Origin of the sequence: Actinomyces bowdenii, from assembly GCF_017592395.1 — a bacterium.
Lineage (GTDB): Bacteria > Actinomycetota > Actinomycetes > Actinomycetales > Actinomycetaceae > Actinomyces > Actinomyces bowdenii.
This window is the reverse complement of sequence record NZ_JAGFOU010000004.1, coordinates 22,449-43,407: the sequence shown is the minus strand read 5'-3', so window position 1 is coordinate 43,407 and position 20,959 is coordinate 22,449. Positions and strand designations below refer to the sequence as shown.

18 protein-coding genes and 2 tRNA genes are annotated in these 20,959 nt (G+C 72.4%); 7 read left to right on the top strand and 13 right to left on the bottom strand.

Annotated features, from left to right (window positions below; all coding sequences use genetic code 11):
- On the bottom strand, positions 1 to 1,590 hold the full coding sequence (locus J5X07_RS02680) for a sodium-dependent transporter (RefSeq protein WP_208478580.1): 1,590 nt from the start codon (positions 1,588 to 1,590) through the stop codon (positions 1 to 3).
- A 328-nt stretch (positions 1,591 to 1,918) separates the two neighbouring features.
- Here J5X07_RS02680 and deoD point away from each other — a divergent pair, with 328 nt between their 5' ends.
- Both deoD and J5X07_RS02670 read left to right on the top strand, forming a co-directional pair.
- Positions 1,919 to 2,641, top strand: coding sequence for a purine-nucleoside phosphorylase (gene deoD / locus J5X07_RS02675; RefSeq protein ID WP_208478579.1), 723 nt, complete (start codon positions 1,919 to 1,921; stop codon positions 2,639 to 2,641).
- Between the two features lie 238 nt (positions 2,642 to 2,879).
- Positions 2,880 to 3,161: a DUF1540 domain-containing protein gene (locus J5X07_RS02670; RefSeq protein ID WP_124934298.1), complete on the top strand. Its 282-nt coding sequence runs from the start codon at positions 2,880 to 2,882 to the stop codon at positions 3,159 to 3,161.
- 144 nt (positions 3,162 to 3,305) lie between these two features.
- Here J5X07_RS02670 and J5X07_RS02665 read toward each other — a convergent pair whose 3' ends face one another.
- The 12 genes from J5X07_RS02665 to J5X07_RS02610 all read right to left on the bottom strand — a co-directional run bounded on the left by J5X07_RS02665 (position 3,306) and on the right by J5X07_RS02610 (position 13,775).
- Entirely contained in the window at positions 3,306 to 4,220 is a 915-nt protein-coding gene (locus J5X07_RS02665; protein ID WP_341769383.1) for a hypothetical protein, read from the bottom strand.
- Between the two features lie 229 nt (positions 4,221 to 4,449).
- Complete coding sequence (locus tag J5X07_RS02660; RefSeq protein WP_124934300.1) at positions 4,450 to 5,265, bottom strand: MerR family transcriptional regulator; 816 nt, start codon at positions 5,263 to 5,265, stop codon at positions 4,450 to 4,452.
- Positions 5,266 to 5,384: 119 nt separating this feature from the next.
- Positions 5,385 to 6,053: a MarC family protein gene (locus J5X07_RS02655; RefSeq protein WP_208478578.1), complete on the bottom strand. Its 669-nt coding sequence runs from the start codon at positions 6,051 to 6,053 to the stop codon at positions 5,385 to 5,387.
- A gap of 233 nt (positions 6,054 to 6,286) precedes the next feature.
- Positions 6,287 to 7,246 carry an aldo/keto reductase gene (locus J5X07_RS02650; protein ID WP_243896356.1) on the bottom strand — a complete coding sequence of 320 codons (960 nt, stop codon included), beginning with the start codon at positions 7,244 to 7,246 and terminating at the stop codon, positions 6,287 to 6,289.
- A 226-nt stretch (positions 7,247 to 7,472) separates the two neighbouring features.
- Positions 7,473 to 7,548 (bottom strand) — tRNA-Ala (locus tag J5X07_RS02645).
- Positions 7,549 to 7,632: 84 nt separating this feature from the next.
- A tRNA-Ala gene (locus J5X07_RS02640) sits at positions 7,633 to 7,708 on the bottom strand.
- Between the two features lie 141 nt (positions 7,709 to 7,849).
- A complete protein-coding gene (locus J5X07_RS02635) occupies positions 7,850 to 8,452 on the bottom strand; it encodes a histidine phosphatase family protein (RefSeq protein ID WP_185732090.1) in 603 nt (200 codons plus the stop codon).
- A 10-nt stretch (positions 8,453 to 8,462) separates the two neighbouring features.
- Positions 8,463 to 8,876, bottom strand: a complete 414-nt coding sequence (rsfS, locus tag J5X07_RS02630; protein ID WP_208478577.1) for a ribosome silencing factor — start codon at positions 8,874 to 8,876, stop codon at positions 8,463 to 8,465.
- A gap of 114 nt (positions 8,877 to 8,990) precedes the next feature.
- Positions 8,991 to 10,928, bottom strand: a complete 1,938-nt coding sequence (locus J5X07_RS02625; RefSeq protein WP_208478576.1) for a hypothetical protein — start codon at positions 10,926 to 10,928, stop codon at positions 8,991 to 8,993.
- On the bottom strand, positions 10,918 to 11,601 hold the full coding sequence (gene nadD, locus J5X07_RS02620) for a nicotinate-nucleotide adenylyltransferase (protein ID WP_124934463.1): 684 nt from the start codon (positions 11,599 to 11,601) through the stop codon (positions 10,918 to 10,920). The genes J5X07_RS02625 and nadD overlap by 11 nt, the downstream gene beginning before the upstream one ends.
- A gap of 170 nt (positions 11,602 to 11,771) precedes the next feature.
- Positions 11,772 to 12,860 carry an ROK family protein gene (locus J5X07_RS02615; RefSeq protein ID WP_208478575.1) on the bottom strand — a complete coding sequence of 363 codons (1,089 nt, stop codon included), beginning with the start codon at positions 12,858 to 12,860 and terminating at the stop codon, positions 11,772 to 11,774.
- Positions 12,861 to 12,863: 3 nt separating this feature from the next.
- Positions 12,864 to 13,775 carry an SIS domain-containing protein gene (locus J5X07_RS02610; RefSeq protein WP_124934465.1) on the bottom strand — a complete coding sequence of 304 codons (912 nt, stop codon included), beginning with the start codon at positions 13,773 to 13,775 and terminating at the stop codon, positions 12,864 to 12,866.
- A gap of 242 nt (positions 13,776 to 14,017) precedes the next feature.
- Between J5X07_RS02610 and J5X07_RS02605 the strand changes: the two genes are divergently transcribed.
- The 5 genes from J5X07_RS02605 (at position 14,018) to J5X07_RS02585 (ending at position 20,953) form a co-directional block, all read left to right on the top strand.
- On the top strand, positions 14,018 to 14,794 hold the full coding sequence (locus tag J5X07_RS02605; protein WP_124934466.1) for a DeoR/GlpR family DNA-binding transcription regulator: 777 nt from the start codon (positions 14,018 to 14,020) through the stop codon (positions 14,792 to 14,794).
- Between the two features lie 112 nt (positions 14,795 to 14,906).
- Positions 14,907 to 17,186 (top strand): 1,3-beta-galactosyl-N-acetylhexosamine phosphorylase, encoded by a 2,280-nt coding sequence (gene gnpA, locus J5X07_RS02600; protein WP_243896355.1) that lies wholly within the window; start codon positions 14,907 to 14,909, stop codon positions 17,184 to 17,186.
- A 172-nt stretch (positions 17,187 to 17,358) separates the two neighbouring features.
- Positions 17,359 to 18,555 (top strand): glycosyltransferase family protein, encoded by a 1,197-nt coding sequence (locus J5X07_RS02595; protein WP_124934468.1) that lies wholly within the window; start codon positions 17,359 to 17,361, stop codon positions 18,553 to 18,555.
- Positions 18,552 to 19,763: a glycosyltransferase gene (locus tag J5X07_RS02590; protein WP_124934469.1), complete on the top strand. Its 1,212-nt coding sequence runs from the start codon at positions 18,552 to 18,554 to the stop codon at positions 19,761 to 19,763. Before J5X07_RS02595 ends, J5X07_RS02590 begins: the two co-directional genes overlap by 4 nt.
- Before the next feature lie 2 nt (positions 19,764 to 19,765).
- Positions 19,766 to 20,953: a glycosyltransferase family 4 protein gene (locus J5X07_RS02585; RefSeq protein WP_208478636.1), complete on the top strand. Its 1,188-nt coding sequence runs from the start codon at positions 19,766 to 19,768 to the stop codon at positions 20,951 to 20,953.
- Positions 20,954 to 20,959: the final 6 nt, after the last annotated feature.

Sequence of the window (20,959 nt, the reverse complement as noted above, 5' to 3'; positions counted from 1 at the left end):
TCACTTCACCTCCTCGAGCGCATCGAGATCCAGTGGGGTGAAGTCGTCGACCGGCGTGGCCCAGCGCGCCAGGGTCATGGCCACCACGGCGATGACGACCATGAGCAGGGCGCCCCAGCCGAAGACCAGCTCGAAGGACCGGGAGTAGTCGGGGGTGTAGCCCTCGGTGATGTAGGACGAGACGGTCTGGACCAGCATGACGCCCAGCAGCAGCGGGACCAGCACCATGATGACCGCCCGCCACCACGGTCCGATCATCCGGGACTCCGAGACCAGGTTGAGGTGGCGCTCGATGACCGGCAGGCGGCGCAGCACGATCCCCAGGGCCACGCACATGACGATGGCGGAGAAGACGACGCCGATGTTGTTGATGAAGGCGTCGACCACATCCAGGGTGTACAGGCCCGAGGAGGTTCCGAACAGGATGAAGGACAGCAGTGCCGAGGGCAGTCCGGCCACGAGGACCGCCCTGCTGGTGGGCAGGCCGAGCTTCTCGGAGACCGCGGCGATGACCACCTGGATGATGGAGATGAAGGAGGTCAGGCCCGCCATGGTGAAGGAGGCGAAGAACAGCACCCCGAAGACCGGGCCTCCGGGCATCTGGGAGATGACGGTGGGGAAGGTGGTGAAGGACAGGCCCACCCCCGCGATGTCGTCCAGCTCGGAGACCTTCACGTTCTGGGTGTGGGCCATGAAGCCCAGGGTGGCGAAGACGCCGATCCCGGCCAGGATCTCGAAGGCGGAGTTGGCGAAGGCGGCCACCGTCCCCGTGCCCACGAGGTTGGAGCGGCGCTTGAGGTAGGAGGCGTAGGTGAGCATGATGCCGAAGCCCACCGACAGGGAGAAGAAGATCTGCCCGAAGGCGGCCATCCAGACGCGGTGGTCCGACAGAGCGGCCCAGTTGGGGGTGAACAGGGCGTTGAGGCCGTCGGTGGAGCCCGGGAGCAGCAGGGCGCGGCCCACCAGGGTCAGGAACATGATCACCAGCAGGGGCAGGAAGACGCGGTTGGCCTTCTCCACCCCGTTGGACACGCCCCGGGCGATGGTGAGGATCCCGAAGGCCCACACGAGGATGAGCGGGATGATGACCCCGGCCACCGGGGTGAAGGAGTAGGCGGGTGTGCCGCTGGAGGAGAGCTCCCCCAGTCCGATGTAGCGCTGGAAGAAGCCCGCGGCGTCGTCCCCCCAGGCGGTGTTGATCGAGAAGACCGTGTAGCGCAGGGCCCAGGCCACGATGACCGCGTAGTAGGTCATGATGATGAAGCAGATGAAGACCTGGAACCAGCCCAGCCATTCCAGCCCGGCGTGCACGCGGCGGAAGACCGCCGGGGCCGAGCCGCGGTAGCGGTGGCCCAGGGCGTAGTCCAGGAAGAGCACGGGGATTCCCACACCGAGCAGGGCGATGATGTAGGGCACGACGAAGGCCCCGCCGCCGTTGCTGTAGGCCACGCCGGGGAAGCGCCAGATGTTGCCCAGGCCGATGGCCGAGCCGATGGCGGCCAGGAGGAATCCGACCTGGCCGCTCCACTGCTCGCGCGCCGGTGCCTGGGATGGGTGTGAGCCCTGCGGGGCTGCGGGAGTTGAAGCCATATGGACCTTCTGCTGTGCGGGACGGTGCGCTGCGCAGGGGCCTGACGTGCCTGGTCACGGCGGGGTGATGCAGCGCATGCGGGCGCCTTCGGCGCACGCGTAGATCCCTGCACGGTAGGCGCACAGCCAGTATCTGTCTCCCGGCGTCCAGCATGCGGACCGGCGGGAGGCGCGGCGGATACCGGCCCCGGAGGCGGCGCGGACGGGAAGGCGGGGCCCGGGGCGGCATATGCCACACTTGATGGTCACCTGATGATGTCGGGCGCAGGGCTCCGCCCCCGTCCCAGGGCGCCCCGCTCCGCATCCGCCGACCCTGAAAGGACCCACCATGGCCACCCCCCATATCGCCGCCGAGCCCGGAGACTTCGCCCCCGCGGTCCTCATGCCCGGCGATCCCAAGCGAGCCCAGCGCATCGCCGAGGCGCTCATGGACGATGCCCGCCTGGTCACCGATGTGCGCGGCATGCTCGGCTTCACCGGCACCGTGGACGGCAAGCCGCTGAGCGTCATGGGCTCGGGGATGGGCCAGCCCTCCTTCACCATCTACGCCACCGAGCTGCTCAGCCAGTTCGGGGTCGAGCGCATCATCCGCGTGGGCACGGCCGGCGGGATCGCCCCCCAGGTGCGGGTGGGCGACGTCGTCATCGCCACCGGCGCCCACACGGACTCGGCCATGAACCAGTTGCGCATCCCGGGGGTGAACTTCTCAGCGGTGGCCGACTTCCACCTGGCCCAGGCGGCCTGGGAGGCCTCCCGCAGCGCCCAGGCGCCCCAGGACGGGACTGTTCACGCCGGCCCGATCATCTCCCGCGACCACTTCTACTTCACTCCCGAGGGCCAGACCGAGCGCCTGGCCGCCCATGGCGTCCTGGCCGTGGAGATGGAGGCCGCGGCCCTGTACGGCGTGGCCGCGGAGCTCGGGGCGCAGGCGCTGGCGATCCTGACGATCTCGGATCATCTGCTGGACCACTCCGAGGACATGAGCGCCCAGGAGCGCGAGACCCGCTTCACCGGCGCCCTGCGCCTGGCGGTGGCCGCGGCCCACAGCTGAGTGGCGCAGGTCTGCCTCACCTACCCGGAATAACGAAATACCCCGGCACACAATAGGGACGGCCGCAGCCCCCGCAACAGGGCACCCACCCCGATCATCACCACCGAGAAAACGGCGTTATTCCAGCATTCTGGACTCCCGATGGCACAAGGCCAGGCTCGCCTTCGTTGCCGCTGAACCGGGACGGATTTACGTTAATGACGTACCTATCATCCGACCGCTCGAGAAGGAGTCCATCATGGCCACCGTCACCCAGATCAAGTCCTGCGAGACCACCTCCTGCGCCTTCAACCACGGGGGCTGCACCGCCTTCGCCATCACGGTCGGCGGCGATGCCGGGGCGCCCACCTGCGGCACCTTCATCAGCCTGGATGCTCGCGGCGGCCTGCCCGTGGCCGAGGGCCACGTGGGGGCCTGCCAGCGCCTGGAGTGCGTGCACAACACCGACCTCATGTGCACTGCTGAGGCGGTCAGCGTCGGCGGGGACACCGCCACCTGCCTGTCCTACGAGGCGCGCTGAGCAGCCGCCCACCAGTTCGGGCGGCTGCGGGCGGCGGCGCATCATCCTTCGGGCCCCGGCGGCGTGCCGGGGCCCGAAGGCTGCGTGAGGCACCTGCGCGGGACGATGGCGCCCCGCGGAGTGGGCGCGGGCCCGCCCAGGTCCTCAGGGGCGCGAGAGGCGGTCGGGCAGGAGCACCGCAGCCATCGACTCCAGGCTCTGGCCCACCTCGTGGGCGGCCCTGGGACCGTCGGGGAAGGCGACCACCAGGGTGGTGATCTCCTCGGCGGTGATGCGCATGAGGGTGGCCCCGTGGGCGTCGACGTCGACGCACAGGATCCTGCCCCACAGGCTGGAGCACACGCCGACCGAGGGCCGGGTGGAGCAGACCCAGCCGAGCGCCTCGCCACTGCTGACGGCGTCGCAGATGGCCTGCAGCCCCAGCTCCCCGACGGCGGCGACGGACTCGTGGGCGGCGAGCACCTCGTGGGAGCTCCAGGCGCTGGCGGAGGGATGCTGAGCCGCGGACTCAGCGCCCTGACCATCGATGGCCAGGACCTCGGGGATGGTGTGGCTGGAGACCCCGGTGACGCAGTGGAGCATGACGCGCTCGGTGGCGATGACGCCCAGGCGGCCACCGGGCCAGCCGGCGACCTGGCCGACGCGCTCCAGGGGATCATCCCCCGTGATGGCGCAGTGGCAGGCCGGGGTGCGGGCCGAGGCCAGGACCCCCTCGGTGCCCTGCTCCTCGATCCAGGTCAGGGAGCCGAGCAGGTGGGCGGTGGCAGCGGTGATGCGAACGCCCGGCTCGGCGGCGTCCAGGGTGATGTCCAGGCGGACCTCGGTGGCCAGGCCGTCGGGGGCGATCGCCAGGGGCGCCCCCGGGGCGGGGCAGGCGGCGATGAGGATGCGCCCATCGTTGAGCAGCGCATGCGCCACATAGGCCGCCGGGGCGGAGGGATCGATGCGGTAGGCCGTCACCGCGGCGCTGCCCGCGCCCGACAGGAGCCTGCGGGCGGTGCGGCGAGCGCGGTGGGCGATGTCGGGAGCGCTGCCGCTGCCTGCCTGTGCTGACGTCACACGAGTGCCTTTCCTGCGCGAGGGCGCGGTTCCGATACCGCACCTGCCAGAGGTGAGGCTACCCTCAGCAGCAGGGCTGATCCAGTGCCGTTCCGCCTTCCGGGCGTGGATCGTGTCTCAGTGGCTGACCAGATGCTGACCGGCCACTGGCCGGGTGGGGGGGGGTGCCTGGGGGGTGGGGGGGGGCCGGCCCCGGCCGGGGGGGGGGCCGGCCCGGGCCCGCAGGCGCTCAGGCCACGGGCACGCAGATCTCGGTGACGTAGTCCTCGGGGCTCTGGGTGTCGGCAGGGCTGACCAGATAGCGGTTGTACATGGGCCCGCTCACCTGGAGGCCGGATTCGGCGATGTACTGGGCCAGGGCGGCGTTCTGCGCCTCGAACTGGGAGTAGTCGCCGTGGAAGGCGGCCACGGCCACCCGCTGGGCGGGAAGCTCCCGGGCGGTCAGTGGGGCGGCGACGCGGGCGCCCCGGGGCGCGGGCTGCCAGACCTCGATATCGATGTCGGCCTCGCGGTACTCCTCGTCGTGGAAGATGGCGCCGCAGGGGCCCCCGGTGTAGGGCACGCCCTGCTCCTGGACGCAGGCCATCAGCTGCTCCCAGGCACGGCGCTCATCGGGGTAGGTGTCGATCCTCCTGCGCAGGGAGACGACGTGCTGGGCGGGGTGGGTGGTGACAGTGATGTCGGTCATGAGGGTTCTCCTGACGTGTGCGATGAGCTGGTCGATCTCGGCGACGCGGCGGCGGGCGGCCTCGGCGTCGGCGGTGAGCTGATCGCGCTGCACGGCCAGCGCGCGCCCCAGGGCCTGGGGGTCCTCGCGCAGCGGGAGCAGGGCGGCGATGGCCGGGACGGAGAAGCCGACGTCGCGCAGCTGGCGCACCAGCCTGGCATCAACGACTTGATGGGCGTCGTAGAACCGGTGCCCGGTGGCGGCGTCGATGCGCGCGGGGCTCAGCACGCCGTGGGCGTCGTAGTACCGCAGCATGCGGACCGACAGCCTGGTCAGGGTGGAGAACTCGCCTATGCGCAGCAGCCGTGTCTCGGTCATGGCCCCATCATGGGACCTGACATCATGTGAGGATCAAGCAGGCGCGATGCGGGCCCAGGGCCGCAAGGGCGGGCGCCGCCCCGGGGCGGGACTGCCGCAGGGCCATTGGGGAGCCGGATTCATATGACGGGCAGGAGCAGCTGGGCGGAGAAGGCAGCCAGGAGCATGCCGCCCAGTCGCATGGTCACGCTGCGGGCGGCGTCCCATCGGCGCTCGGCCGCACCGGAGCAGTACACGAGCACCGCCCCCAGGACGAGCAGCGCGATCGCCAAGGCCACCGTGATGGCCAGGAGACCGCCTACGGCCTGATCGGGCCCCGGCTGCTGGGAGATCACCATGCCGCTGAGGCCGACGATGACCGCCATCGTGGCGGGCCCCGCGATGAGGGGAAAGGCCATGGGGTAGGGGGCGGTACGGTGATGGCCCCGGTGATCGTCACCCACCGCATCACCACGCACCTCCTGCTCGCTCCCCAGAAGGAGCACCGAGTCCTTCCCGGCGAGCATGGCCAAGGAGATCAGCAGAAGCACCAGGCCACCGGCAGCCTGGACGTGGCCGATGCCGATACCGAGAGCACTCAGGACGCTCCCGCCGGTGAGGGGGCGAGGAGCGAGGAGGAGAGCGAGGGCGCAGAAGGCGAGGCACCACAGCACAGTGACGATCGCACTCCGGCGGCGCTGGGCAACCGACTGCCCGCCGGTGAGCTCCAGGAACCGGGGAACGTAGAGGAAGGGGTTCATCACGGCAAGGAGGACGACGACGGATCCGATGATCAATGATGCATCCATAGCCTTCACGCTGCACATCCGACCCTCGTCCGCGCTGGGCGGACCGTGATCGATTCCTGAGTCAGCCTTGCCCGTGGAGGCTTCGCCGTCACGCGCACCGAGACGCGCACTCGTGGCGCGATCCTCGCAGGGCGCATCGCCGCATGATGCCTCCACCATCAGCCTCGGTCAGCGGAGTCGATGAGGCGCGGGCCCAGGATACGGAGTTGTCCGCAGAGCACGCGCGCAGCGCCTTAGGGCACGTGGTGGCCGGCCGCGCGCACGAGCCCGTACCACTCGCCCCGGGTCAGCGGGATGTCCGAGCCGGCCGCTGCCTCACGCAGGCGCTGCGGGGTTGTGGTGCCCACGACCGTCTGGATGCCGGCGGGGTGGCGGGCGATCCATGCCACGGCGATCGCTGCTGGCGTAGCACCGTGCTTCTCGGCGAGGCGGCGCAGCTCCTCAACGAGCTCGGGGTGGTCCGGGGAGTCCATGAGCGTCCCGGGGCCCAGACCCGTGTGGAAGGGCGACCAGGCCTGAAGGGTGGTGGAGTGGATGCGGGCGTGCTCGACCAGGCCGCCGCCATCGCGGGTCAGCGAGTCCTGGGAGGGGATGATGTTGGCGGCCAGTCCCTGGGTGATGATCGTCGAATGGGTGATCGACAGCTGCACCTGGTTGACGACGATGGGCTGACTCACAGCGGTGGCCAGCAGGTCGATCTGGCGCGGGGTGTGGTTGGAGACCCCGAAGAAGCGGACCTTGCCGGTGGACTCCAGGTGGTCGAATGCGCGGGCAACCTCCTCTGGCTCGACCAGGGCATCGGGGCGGTGGAGCAGCAGGATGTCGAGGTAGTCCGTGCCCAGGGCCCTCAGCGAGCCCTCCGCGGAGGCGACGATGTGCTCATAGGAGTGGTCGTACCCCCACGGATCGGAGACGATGCCGGTCTTGGTCTGGAGGATGATCTGCTCGCGCTCGGCGGGGCTGAGCCTCAGTGCGCGGGCGAAGCGCTGCTCGCAGTGGTGGTAGCCGCCCCCGCGGTGGTTGAAGCCGTAGAGGTCGGCGTGGTCGAAGACATCGATGCCGGCCTCCCGCGCGGCGTCGTACAGGGCGCGGATCTGCTCATCGCTGCGGTCGGCAATGCGCATCATGCCGGAGATGACATTGGATGCCCGCGTCCCGGTGGCGCCCAGGGGCACTGTCCTCATCGGGCTCATGGATGCTCCCTCCTGTGCTCGGCGGGCGGGCGCGGGGATCGCGGCGCCTCTGCCGCTGTGGGGGAGGATAGGCCACTCCCGCGGCCCCCGCGCAACGCCGACCACACCCGCGAACCACCACCAGGCGAGGAACCAGGCCCCACCCCTTCACCGAATGCCAGGCGCACAGCGCCACCAGCACTCAAAAGGCCCCGCCGTCAGGCGGGGCCCTCGCTCAGAGTTGAGGTGGTGGAGCTAGGGGGATTCGAACCCCCGACCTCTTCCATGCCATGGAAGCGCGCTACCAACTGCGCCATAGCCCCGTGATGGTGCTCGCAGGGCGCTCAGCGCCCCACTCCAGCCGCCGCCCGCGCACCGGATCCCTCCGGCCTCGCGACCTCGACTGCTGGTGGAGCTAGGGGGATTCGAACCCCCGACCTCTTCCATGCCATGGAAGCGCGCTACCAACTGCGCCATAGCCCCGTCATGCGGGCGCCGCCCGGCGGGCGACGCGGACAACTGTATGTAGTCCCAGGCCACCGGGGCAAATCCCCGGCGCGTGCACTACCTCACCACGCCCGCCCCAGGGTCCGCTGCCCCGCCGTCGCACTCGCCCGAGGCCGCTCACCCGAGGTTCCAGGCCACCAGCGTCCAGCCAGGCTCCCGCCGGGAGCGGCGCAGCACCGCGTAGTGGCTGTTGTCCAGCCCTCTGAGCCCGAACCAGGCGGAGGGATCCAGCCCCAGCAGGCGGCAGGCCCCCACCGTCAGCGCCGAGCCGTGGCAGGCCACCACGGTCACCTCGCCCTCCCGGGCGCCCTGCGCCAGGCGCGCCAGGGCAGCGCCGACGCGCTCGGCCACATCAGCGCGGGCCTCCACGCCCACGCCCTCGGGCTCCTCCCCCGTGCGCCAGCGCCGGTACTGCTCGGGCCAGCCGGCCTTGATCTCCCGGCGGGTCAGGCCCTCCCACTGCCCGAAGGAGCGCTCGGCCAGGTCGTCGTCGATGCCCACCTCGATCCCACAGCGATCGGCCAGGATGCGCGCCGTGCCCCGGGCGCGCTGCAGCGGGGAGGACACGATCCGCCGCGGGCCCAGCGCCTCCAGGGCGGGAGCCACCGCGGCGGCCTGGGCGAGCCCCTCCTCATTGAGCGGGATGTCGATGCGCCCCTGGACGCGCTTCTGGCGGTTGTAGTCGGTCTGGCCGTGCCGCCACAGAACAAGATCCGTCACGATCGGCCCATCAGATCCCGGCCGGGACGACCGGCGAGTCATGCCCGGGGCCCTCACCCTCCCCGTCCACCGCGGGCAGGGCGATGCGCGGGCAGTCCTTCCACAGCCGCTCCAGGTCGTAGAGCTCGCGGTCCTGGGCCTGCTGGACGTGCACGACGACATCCCGGTAGTCCACCAGCACCCAGTGCGCCTCGGCCAGGCCCTCGCGCATCTGGCGCTTGGCGCCCGCCCGGAGCATCGCCTCATCGATGGCGTCGACGACGGCGCGCACCTGGCGGTCATTGGCGGCAGAGACGATGAGGAAGGCGTCGGTGAGGACCAGGCGCTCGGAGACATCGATGGCGATGATCTCCTCAGCCTTCTTCTGCGCGGCGGCGCGGGCTGCGACCACGCACAGCTCGATGGCACGGTCAGTGGCGGGCACGGTGCTCCTTCAGGGTTCGGTGATGATCGGCGGACGACCGGGGCACGCGCCACAATACGGCCATGGAGCCGGGCAGTGCACCCGGCTCCACGACGACACGGGTCACTGGAGGCGTCAGATGACCTGACTGATCCAGGGCTCCACGCCCTGCGCCGCCGCGCCCTGCACCTGGGCCGCCGCGCTGGAGGAGCCGCCGCTCATGAGGTACCAGACGATGGCGAGCACCACCAGGGCGACCACCAGCACCACCAGGAGGATGAGCAGCACCTTGCCCGCGCCGGAGGAGCGCTCCGGCTCCTCCTCGGGCAGTCCCGCCTGGGCCTGCTGGGCTGAGGCCGCCGCGGAGGGCATCCGCTGGTCCCAGGCCGGGCCCGCCGGGCCCGCCGCGCCCGTCTCGGGCAGTCCCGCGTCGGAGAGCGGGGCGTACTCCACGGAGGTGGTCTGCTCCATGCCCGTGGTGGAGTAGGGGCTGACGGGCTGCTGGCCGCCCACCAGGGAGCCCTCCGAGGTCATCCGCTCGCGCAGGGACTTCCACTGCGGCGCGGCTGAGCCCTCCTCGCCGTCGACCGCCTCACCCACGGCGATGGCATCCTGCACCGTGGTCTCCTGGGCGTCGGCCGTCACCTCGCCCAGGCCATCCACCGATTCCCCGGGCTGCCCGTACTGCGCCTCCTGTCCCGGGGCCGCGCTCTCGGCGGAGCCCACGGGCTGGACCGCGCTGAGCTCGCCGGTGGAGATATTGACTGTGCGCACCCCCTGGGCCGCGGCCGGGATCCGCACGATGGGACGGCGCACGGAGCTCGGAGAGGCCGCCACCGGCGCCTCCCCGCCCTCGTGCCCAGGCGCTCCCTGCGCCTCGACGGCCTGCGGCTGGGCAGCCGGGGCATCCTGGACGGGAACCGCATCAGCGGCCCGCACCGCCGCCTCATCGGCCCTCTGGTCGACGGCCCAGGAGGGGCTCTCCTGAGGCGCCGCAGCGCCCGGCGCCCCAGCCGGGGCGAGGTCCTCGGGCCGGGCGGGCGGGGCGCCCCAGCCGGCGGGGGCCGCCTCGCCGGCGCCCTCCGCACCGCTGCCGGGACCATCCTGGGAGCCGTCGGCGGAGGCGCCATCGATGGGCCCCAGCCCCGCAACGCTGGGCACCTGCCCCGTCTCCAGGCGCTCGCGCAGCGAGGAGCGGGTCGGCACCGGAGCGGGCTGCGCACTGGTGCTCATCTGCTCGGCCGCAGCGCGCTCGACCTCTGCCGAGATGATCGGCAGGTCGACGGCGTCCATGAGGCCCGTGGGCAGCTCGGAGATCGCCACCGCCTCATCAGCCGTCAGGGAGCGCCAGCTCGGGCCGGCCTCATCGCTCTTCGCCTGGGGGGCCTGCGCCGCATCCGCCTCAGCGCCCGGGCCCGCCTCAGGGGCGGTGCCGGCTGCCGGAGCGGGCTCGGCATCGGGGCCGGGCTCCGCACCGGCCCCCCCGCCGTAGGCGGCGGGCCCGTGGGGCCCATGGGCCTCGGGCGCAGCCGGGGACGGCACCATCCCCGCCGCGGCCGCTGGGGACTGGCCCTGGAGCGGGGAGGCCGCACTGCCCGCGGCGCTCCACGACTGCCCTGAGAGATCCCCGGAGGACTCCCCGAACTCCTCGACGCGGGGGGCCTGGACGGTGTCGTCGAAGGCGGCGGAGTCCTGGGCGGCCGAGCCGACCGCGGGCACCGAGCTGGGCGTGGCGGCCTGCTGGGAGGAGTCCTGCCCGGCGCTGCGGGGCCGGGCCTCCCTGGTGGCGGGCACATCGGGCTGCTTGGCGGTGGGGTCCTGGAGGGCGCGGGCCTGCTCCGGGGTGATCTCCCCCGCCTCCACGGCGGCCTTGAGGGCCTTGGCCTCCTCCCGCAGGCGCCGCATCTCGCGGCGCGTGAGCAGGGGCTGCTGCCCGGTCAGGATGGCCTCACGCTCGGCCGCCCGCTCGGCCTGCCGGATGGCGCGACGGCTGCTGCGTGGCGCCCGGCCCTGCGAGCCCTCCGCAGCATCGTCTTGCGTCAGGTCGTTCACGCCGGTCTGGTCAGTGCTCACCGTCGTTCTCCTTCCTCAGGGACTGCTCGTGGGCCACCCGCGCCGTCATCGACGTCGTCGATGCGGGGCGCAGAGCCATACGATAGAGCCCGTACTTGCGGATGTACTGCACAACGCCGTCGGGAACCAGGTACCACACCGGGATCCCCTCCCCCACCCGCCGACGGCAGTCCGACGACGAGATCGCCATGGCCGGGACCTCCAGCAGCGAGACGCGATCCCGGGGCAGGCCCGAGTCGCTCAGGACGTGCCCCGGGCGCGTCACCCCCACCAGGTGCGCCAGGCCGAAGATCTCCTCACTGCTCTTCCAGGTCAGGATCTGCTCCAGCGCATCGGCACCGGTGATGAAGTACAGCTCGGCACCCGGGTACTCCGCCGTGATGTCGTGAAGGGTGTCGATGGTATAGGTGGTGCCGCCCCGGTCGATATCCACGCGCGAGACGGTGAAGCGCGGATTGGGGGCGGTGGCGATGACCGTCATGAGATAGCGGTGCTCAGCCGGGGAGACCCGCCTCCCCCTCTTGAAGGGCTGTGCCCAGGTGGGCACGAAGACGACCTCATCGAGGTCGAAGACGTTCTGGACCTCACTGGCCGCCACGAGGTGCCCGTGGTGGATGGGGTCGAAGGTTCCGCCCATGATGCCGATGCGCAGCGGGCGCGCAGGTGTACTCACGCCGTGCGCCTCGCATCATGACTGGCGGTCACGTCCGGTCTCCTCCGTGGTGCGGATTCGTGCAGTTGTTGAATATCCTGCCATGCACCGCAGCGTTTGTGGGCCTCCGCAACGCCCGGAGCGAAGCACTGGCACCGGGTTCCTTGAGCGGTGCGCGAACCGGGAGCGGGTCAGCCCCCGCCCGGGCGGGGCGCCCCGGGTCCCCGACCGGCGGCTGCCCGAGCGCCGCGATGGGCCGCCATCGCGCGCCCCGCGCTTCCCAATGCCTGGGACCAGGGCCCCAGCGCCGCGGGCAGCACCCGCGGCACGGGGACGAGCTCCAGGCGCCGGGAGACGCGCTGGCGCAGCGGGGTGAGGAGGCGCTCCTGCCCGGCCCGCGCCAGCCCGCCGCCGATGACGACGTCGAGGGGGCCCAGCAGGAGGGCGCCGGTGGTGATGAGGCCGGCCAGCGCGTCCAGGGCGGTGCCCCAGACCCGCGCGGCCCGCTCATCGCCCGCCTCCATGGCCCGCAGCACTCCCAGGGAGCCCTCGCAGAGCACCGCCCTGCCCGGCGCCCCCTCGAGGCCCCCGGGCAGGGCGGCGGCGCGGCGCCTGGCCATGGCCGAGGCCGAGGCGACGGACTCCAGGCGCGCACTGGCCCCGGGATGGTCCGGATCGGGCACCGACATGAGCCCGACCTCCCCGGCCCACCCGCCGCCGTCGACCGGGGAGCCGTTGAGCACGAGCACCGAGGCGATGCCGGTGCCGATGGCGAGGTAGAGGAAGTCGGTGCCGCCGGCCCCCCAGCGGCCCTCCGCCCAGGCCCCCGCCCGCACATCGTGGGACAGGACCACCGGCAGGCCCAGCTCCTCCTCCATGAGGTCGCGCATCGGCAGGTCGCGCCAGCCCAGGTTGGCCGAGTGGACCGCGATGCCCTCGGGCTCCCGCACGATCCCGGGCACGGCCAGCCCCACCGGGGGCACGAGGTCCCCCTGGTCCACCACCGGCCCGCCGGCCCCGCCGTCCTCGCCGCGATGGCGCACCTGCCCGGAGCGGATGCGGCCCCGGAGCTCGGCGACCGCACGCCCGACCTCGGTCTTGAGGCCCGCCAGGTCGCGGGGCGTGGGCCGCTCCAGGGAGCTCAGCAGCGCGCCGCGGGCGTCGCAGAGCACCGCCTTGATCGCCGTGCCGCCCACGTCGATGCCCAGGGCGCAGCGCGACGCCGGGAGCGCCCGGGGCGCCGGTCCGCCGTCGGCGGGGCCGGTCGGGCCGCCGGCCACGGCTCAGCCCTCGTCCTGGGGCAGGATGACGGCGCGGGTCAGGTGGCGCGGGCGGTCGGGATCCAGGCCCCGAGCCTCGGCGCGGGCCACCGCGACCCTCTGGGCCAGCGCGAGCACTGCCACCGGGTCCCGGGGGAAGACGAGGAAGTCGGCGCCGGTGGCGGCCACCTGCTCGGCCATCCCCGCGGGCGCCTCGCCGAAGACCCACACCAGGCGCCCGGGCTGGGCGATGGCGATGGGGCCGTGACGGTACTCCATGGCGGGATAGGACTCCGTCCAGGACTGGGAGGCCTCGCGCCACTTGAGCGCCGCCTCATTGGCCAGGCCGAAGCACCACCCCTCCCCCAGGAAGGAGGCCTGGTCGGCCTCCACCCAGGACTGGGGGATCTCCTGGCCCAGGACGGCGGCCAGGTCATCCAGCGCGCCCCGGAGGTCCTGGCCCAGGCTGGCGCGCAGGAGCATGAGAGCGCTGGTGGCGAAGCGGGTCTGGACCACGGAGTCCTCATCGGCGAAGTCCAGGACGATCTCATCATCGGCATGGGCGGCGATGGGGCCCCCGCCCACCGCGGTGATGAGGGTCAGCGCCGCGCCCCGGGAGTCCAGGTCGCGGGCGACCTCCACGATCTCGGTGGTGGTGCCAGAGCGGGAGAGCAGGATGATGCGCTCGTAGTCCCCGCAGCGCTCGACGGGGAACAGGGAGGAGGTGAAGGCCTCGGAGGGGCCCTGGCCGAGCTCCTCGCGCAGCAGGCAGTAGGCCTGCGCCATGAACCACGAGGTGCCGCAGCCGATGACGGCCACGCGCTGGCCGCTGGCGGGAAGGCCCGGGGCGGGAGCGCCGTCCCGGCCGGCGCGCTCGATGGCACGCCGCCACACCTGGGGCTGGGATTCGATCTCTGCCGTCGTCCTGCTGGCCACGCCGCCTCCTGGAGGATCCTCGCGGTGGCCCCGCCGGCCACCACCTGAGATGATTGATTACGACGAGAGTATCAGCAGATCTATCATTTTTCATCACCAAAAGCCGAGCGATGGGAGTTGACCTGGCCTATGCTGCTACCGCGATCGCTGCGCAGCGCAGCGCATGGTGCCCCACCGCGCCAGGCCCGCCGCCGCGCATCACGCCTCGCACCCCGCCCGGACCACCACCCAGGAGAGCCCCGATGTCCCGCCACGAGCGACTGTCCACCATTCTCGGCATCATCGTCGACGAGGGCAGCGTCCACATCGACGACATCATCGAGCGCCTGGGCGTGTCCGCCGCCACCGCCCGGCGCGACCTGGACCTCCTGGCCAACCAGCAGCTCGTCACCCGCACCCGCGGCGGCGCCAACGCCAACCCCACCTCCGCCGAGCTCCCCCTGCGCTACCGCACCTCCCGGATGGCCCAGGAGAAGGGGCGCATCGCGCGCGCCGCAGCGGCCATGGTCGGCCCCGGGGACTGCGTGGGCCTCAACGGCGGAACCACCACCACGGAGATCGCCCGCGAGATCGCCCTGCTTCCGGGCCTGACCGATCCCGACAACCCCGTGACCGTCATCACCAACGCCGTCAACATCGCCAGCGAGCTGACCGTGCGCCAGTGCGTGCGCGTGGTGGTCACCGGCGGAGTGGCCCGGGCCCGCTCCTACGAGCTCACCGGCCCCCTCACCGAGCTCATCCTGCCCTCCATCACCGTGGGGACCCTCTTCCTGGGAGTCGAGGGCATCGACGAGCGCGGCACCTACGCCCAGCACGAGGGCGAGGCCGCCGTCAACGCCGCCCTGGCCCGCACCGCCCGGCGCGTCGTGGTCGTCTGCGACCACACCAAGCTGGGCGCCACCGCCTTCGCCCTCATCTGCCGCGCCGCGGACATCGACCTGCTCATCACCGACGACGGCGCCCCGGCCGACCAGGTCCAGGCCCTGCGCGCGGCCGGCATCGAGGTGCTCCTGGTCTAGGGCCGCCCGCAGCCATCGGGAGCGGCCGGGCGACACCGGCCGCGGCCTGCCGCCCCGGTCATCCCCCGGCCGCCCTCCACCCATGATCACCGACCACTCCCGAGGAGCCACCATGCCCCGCAGCACCGGCCGCGTCACCCTGCCCATCCAGGAGGGCATCGACGACCAGCTCCGCGAGCTCGTCGCCCTGCTGGGCGCCGACGCCGTGCGCAACTCCGACGGCACCGACCTGCCCGCCATCGCCTCGGAGCTGGTGGACACCGTCTACTCCACCTACTTCCCCGCCCGCGGCGACCAGGACTTCGCCCTGGCCCACCCCGAGACCCTCATCAACCAGTACCTCATGAGCGAGCGGGTCACCGCCCCCAGCGACCGCCCGCTGGTCATCGAGGTCCTGGAGGGCTACTTCGCCGATCAGTTCCAGCCCTGCTACGAGCGCGTCGAGCGGTTCTGGGAGGTCATCGACCGCACCACCGGGGAGGTCGTCCCGCCCCAGGGCTGGAGCGTGGACCGCGAGCGCGGAACGCTGACCATCGCCCGCCCCCGGGCCTGGCACGTCTACACGGTGTCCTTCCTGGCCGAGCAGCTGTGGGACTCCACCCAGATGTACAACTACATCACCAACGGCTGGCAGGACGAGCCGGGGCGGCTCAAGGAGAGGCCCTACGACGTGCGCAAGAACGGGGTGTGGGAGCACTCCCGGGCGGCGCTGGCGGCCTGGCTGGAGGAGCACCCCGAGGTGGATGTGGTGCGCTTCACCACCTTCTTCTACCACTTCACCCTGGTGTTCAACACCGAGGGCAGGGAGCGCTTCGTCGACTGGTTCGGCTACTCCGCCTCGGTCTCCCCCGAGGCCCTCGACGCCTTCGAGGCGGAGTACGGCTACGCGCTGCGCGCCGAGGACTTCGTGGACGCCGGCTACTACAACTCCCCCTTCCGCCCGCCCAGCCGGGCCTTCAGGGACTGGATCGACTTCACCTCGCGATTCGTGGCCGCCCGCGCCAAGGAGCTGGTGGACCTGGTGCACGCCCGGGGGCGCAGGGCGATGATGTTCCTGGGAGACAACTGGATCGGCACCGAGCCCTACGGGCCGCACTTCGCCTCCATCGGGCTGGACGCCGTCGTGGGCTCGGCCGGATCGGCCGCCACCACCCGCCTCATCAGCGACATCCCCGGGGTGGAGTGCACCGAGGTGCGCCTGCTGCCCTACTTCTTCCCCGATGTGTTCAACCACGACGGCGGTGACCCTGTGGGTCAGGCCAATGACTTCTGGCTGTCCTCGCGGCGGGCGATCGTGCGCCGCCCGCTGGACCGGATGGGCTACGGGGGGTATGCGTCCCTGGCCCTGGAGTTCCCCGGCTTCGTGGCCCGCGCCGCCGAGATCTGCCAGGAGTTCCGCGACATCCATGACCTCAGTGGGGGCCGGGAGCCCTGGTGCGCCCCCTTCACGGTGGGGGTCCTCAACTCCTGGGGGGCGCTGCGCAGCTGGCAGACCCACATGGTCGCCCACGCCCAGTGGTACAAGGCCTGCTACACCTATGCCGGGGTGCTGGAGTCGCTGGCGGGCCTGCCCTTCACGGTGCGCTTCCTGTCCTTCGACGAGGTGCTCGACAGCGGCATGCCCGAGGATATCGGCGTGCTCGTCAACGCCGGTGCGGCCGCCACCGCCTTCTCCGGGGGGCCGGCCTGGGACGACCCGCGCCTGGCCGAGGCGCTGCGCGCCTGGGTGGCCCGGGGCGGGGGCCTCATCGGGGTGGGCGAGCCCAGCGCCTGGGACAAGGGCGGGGCCTTCCTCCAGCTCGGCGACGTGCTGGGCGTGGACCGCGAGCGCCAGCTGACGCTGTCCACGGACCGCTACCCCACCCTGGTCCCCCGCCACCCGATCACCGAGGACTTGCCGCGCGATGCCCGGGGCATGGCGCTGCTCGACCACGGCGAGGGGGCCGGCGGGGACGTCTACGCCCTGGGCCCGGGCACACAGGTGCTGTCCTACGCCGATGGCTCGGTCAGGGTGGCGGCCAAGGGCTTCGGGCGGGGGCGGGCGGTCTACTTCTCGGGGCTGCCCTACAGCGAGGTCAACTCCCGGACCCTGCAGCGGGCCCTGTACTGGGCGGCGGGCCGCGAGGACCTGGTGGAGGAATGGTGGACCTCCAGCCCGCACACGGAGATCGCCTGGTACCCGCGGGCGGGCCGCTTCCTGGTGATCAACAACGCAAGGCAGGCGGTGCGCACCACGGTGCGCGGCCAGGGCCGCATCTGGGATCTGGAGATCGGGGCCATGGGCTGCCGATGGGTCGAGGTCGGATCCCGGCAGGACGGTCAGGACGGGCGGCCCGGGCGCGGTGGGCCCAGCCTTCCCGGCGGTGCCACGCGGCCCGACGGCGGCGCCTGAGGCAGGCCCGCAACCGGCCCCGGCAGCGGCGCCACCAGGGCCTTAAGGGGCCTAAGAACTCTCTCATCCTGCCCTCATCCTCACCTTGCGATGGCTGGCCAGGCTTGCAGTGTGGCCCGGACCAGGGCCTCCTGCACTCCGCTCGCAGGCTGATGATGAAGAGGTGCCCCCTATGAACGCCGCCCCCATCCGGGTGATGCTCTACAGCCATGATGCCCAGGGCCTGGGCCATCTGCGCCGTAACCTGGCGCTGGCCCACCACTTGGCGCAGACGCTGCCCGGCATCGCCTCCACCGAGGTCACCGGACTGGTGGCCACCGGCCTGACGCCCGATGGGAGCTTCGAGCTCCCCCAGGGCTTCGACTGGCTGGTGCTTCCCGGGGTCAAGAAGTCCGAGGGCATGTACCTGCCGCGCCGCCTGCGCGCGACCCGCGACCAGCTGGCGGCGCTGCGCTCCAGCCTGCTGGAGGCCACGCTGCTGTCCTTCGCCCCCGACCTGGTCATCATCGACCGCCACCCCTACGGGGTGCGCAAGGAGCTGCGCGATCCCCTGACGCGCTTCAAGCGCACCCACCCGGGCTCGCGCGTGGTGCTGGGGCTGCGCGAGATCCTCGACTCCCCCGAGACCCTGGCCCGTGAGTGGGCCTCGCTGGGCCCCGGCGAGCTGCTGCGCGAGCTCATCGACCAGGTGTGGGTCTACGGCGACCCGAAGGTCCACAACCTGGTGGACACCGGGGAGGCCCCCGGTGCGCTCAGCGACCGGATCCGCTTCACCGGCTACCTGGCGCGCGGCCGCTCCCGACTGGAGGACTCCCAGGCGCAGGCCACGGCTCTGGGCGAGCCCTTCATCCTGACCACCGCCGGGGGCGGCTCCGACGGCTTCTCCCTGCTCATGGAGGCCGCCGCGATGGAGCCCCCCGCCGGGCACCAGCACGTGGTGGTCTCCGGCCCCCAGCTCAGCGACTCCGAGTTCGCCAAGGTGGCGCGCAGCAGCGGCCCGCGCACCCTGGTGCGCCGGACCTGGCCGGGGCTGAGCCGGCACATCGATGACGCCTCGGCGGTGATCTCCATGGGCGGCTACAACACCGTGTGCGAGATCCTGGCGACCTCGACCCCCGCCCTCCTGGTGCCCCGCGAGGTGCCCCGCCTGGAGCAGCTCATCCGGGCCAGTGCCCTCGAGCGCTCCGGCGCGGTGGACTTCCTGCGCTCCGAGGACGCCAGCTCCTCGGCCCTGACCCAGTGGACGGCATCGGCCGTCGAGCGCCCCGTCAGCCGCGACCACATCGACCTGACCGGGCTGAGCACTGTGCCGGGCCTGGCCCACGAGCTCATCACCGGCCCGTCCGCGACCGCTGGAGCCGGGGCATGACGCGCATCGGCTACGTCCTCAAGGTCTACCCCCGCTTCTCCGAGACCTTCATCGTCACCGAGATCCTTGCCCGCGAGGCCCTGGGCGACGACCTGTCCATCTACGCGCTGCGCCCCACCACCGACTCCCGCTTCCACCCCGAGATCGCCCGGGTGCGGGCCCGTGTCACCTGGGTGCCGCGTCCCCTGAGGGCCATCGACATGTGGGCCCAGCTGTCCCAGGGCCTGAGCCGGGAGTCCGACCGCGAGCGCTTCGCGCAGATCCTGCCGGTCCTGGCCACGCTGCCCGGCGACGAGGTGGCCCAGGCCGTGGAGCTGGCCCGTCAGGCGCGCGCCGACGGCATCACCCATCTCCACGCCCATTTCGCCTCCCTGGCGGGGCGCATGGCCTGGATCGCCTCGGCGCTGACCGGCATCCCCTACACGGTGACCACCCATGCCAAGGACATCTTCCACGAGTCGGTGGACCAGGCCTGGCTCAAGCGCATCTGCGCCGACGCGGACCGGGTCATCGCCATCAGCCGCTTCAACGAGGAGTTCCTGGGCTCACTGCTGGAGGGCACGGGCGCCAGGATCTCCCTGCGCTACAACGCCCTGGAGCTCGACCGCTTCCCCTACGTCCCGCACCCGGCCCCGACCGCGCCCCTGCGGGTGTGCGCGCTGGGCCGCCTGGTGCCCAAGAAGGGCTTCGCCGACCTCATCACCGCGGTGCGCCTCCTGGTGGATGGCGGTGTGCCGGTGCGCCTGGAGATCGCCGGGGACGGCGAGGAGCGCGAGGCCCTGGCCGACCAGGTTCAGGAGCTGGGCCTGAGCGAGCAGGTCAGCTTCCTGGGGCCGCTGACCCAGGCCGAGGTGCGCGCGCTGCTGGCGCGCTCCGACGTCTTCGCCGCGCCCTGCATCGAGGCCTCCGACGGCAACCTGGACGGGCTTCCCACCGTGGTCCTGGAGTCCATGGCCTGCGGCACTCCCGTGGTGGCCACCTCCGTCTCGGGCCTGCCCGAGGTGGTGCGCGATGGCCAGACCGGGATCCTCCTGCCCCCGGGCAGGCCCATCGATCTGGCCAAGGCCCTGGAGCGGGTGGCCTCGGGAGAGGTGGACACCGCGGCCCTGGCGGCCGGGGCCCGGCGCCTCATCGAGGAGCAGTTCGACTCGCGCGAGCAGGCGGCGGCGCTGTCGGCCTGGCAGCGCGGCGGCCAGGAGGGGCAGTGAGCATGCGCATCGCCTACATCTGCATGGATCCGGGCATTCCCGTCTTCGGCACCAAGGGCGCCTCGGTCCACGTCCAGGAGGTCATCCGCGAGATGCGGGACCTGGGCCACGAGGTGGTCCTCTACACGGCCCGCCTGGGCGATCACCGTCCCGATGACCTGGCCGATCTGGCCGTGGAGCACATCCCGGTGCGCGCCCCGGACCCGGCCCAGCGCGAGCGGGCCCAGGTCCGGGCGGCGCGGCGCGCCGTGGAGCTGGTCGTCGAGCAGGGGGCGGACCTGGTCTACGAGCGCTACTCCCTGTTCAGCGCCGCGCTGTCCGGGATCGTCGAGGAGCTGGGCATCCCCGGGATCCTGGAGGTCAACTCCCCCCTCATCGAGGAGCAGCGCGAGCACCGCAGCCTGGCCGACGAGCCCCTGGCCTGGCAGGTGCTGCGCGCGCAGGCCTCCAGCGCCGCGAGCGTCGTGTGCGTCTCCGATCCCGTGGCGCACTGGGTGCGCTCCGCTGTCGGCGACCAGGCCCCTCGGGGCGGGCGCGAGAGCTCCCCGGACGGGTCGGCCCCGTCATCGGCTCTCGACCACGTGCACACCGTCCCCAACGGGGTGAGCGTGCGGCGCATCCTGCCCCAGCCCGAGGCGGCGGATGGTCCCGACGGCGTCGTGGTCACCTTCGTGGGCACCCTCAAGCCCTGGCACGGGGTGGCCGATCTGCTGGAGGCCGCCAGTGCCTCGCGGGGCGGGTGGAGCCTGCGCATCCTGGGCGACGGCCCGCAGATGGGCGCCCTGCGCGCCCGCGCCCAGGAGCTGGGGGTGGCAGTGGACTTCCGCGGCGCGATCCCGCCGCAGGACATGCCCGCCCACCTGGCCGGCTCGGCGATCGGGGTGGCCCCCTACCCCGATCTGGGAGGCGAGGAGCAGCAGTACTTCTCGCCCCTGAAGGTCCTGGAGTACCTGGCCGCCGGGCTGCCGGTGGTGGCCTCCGCCGTCGGGCAGGTGCCCCTGCTGCTGGAGGGCGTGGGAGTGCTGGTGCCGCCCTCGGATCCGGTGAGCCTGGCCCGCGAGCTCGACGCCCTGGCCGCCGACCCGCAGCGGCGCGCCGAGCTGGGGCGCCGTGGCCGGATCCGCGCCGAGGGGCGCCACTCCTGGAGGTCGGCGGTCTCCACCATCCTGGCGACGGCGGGGGTGCGATGAGCGCGG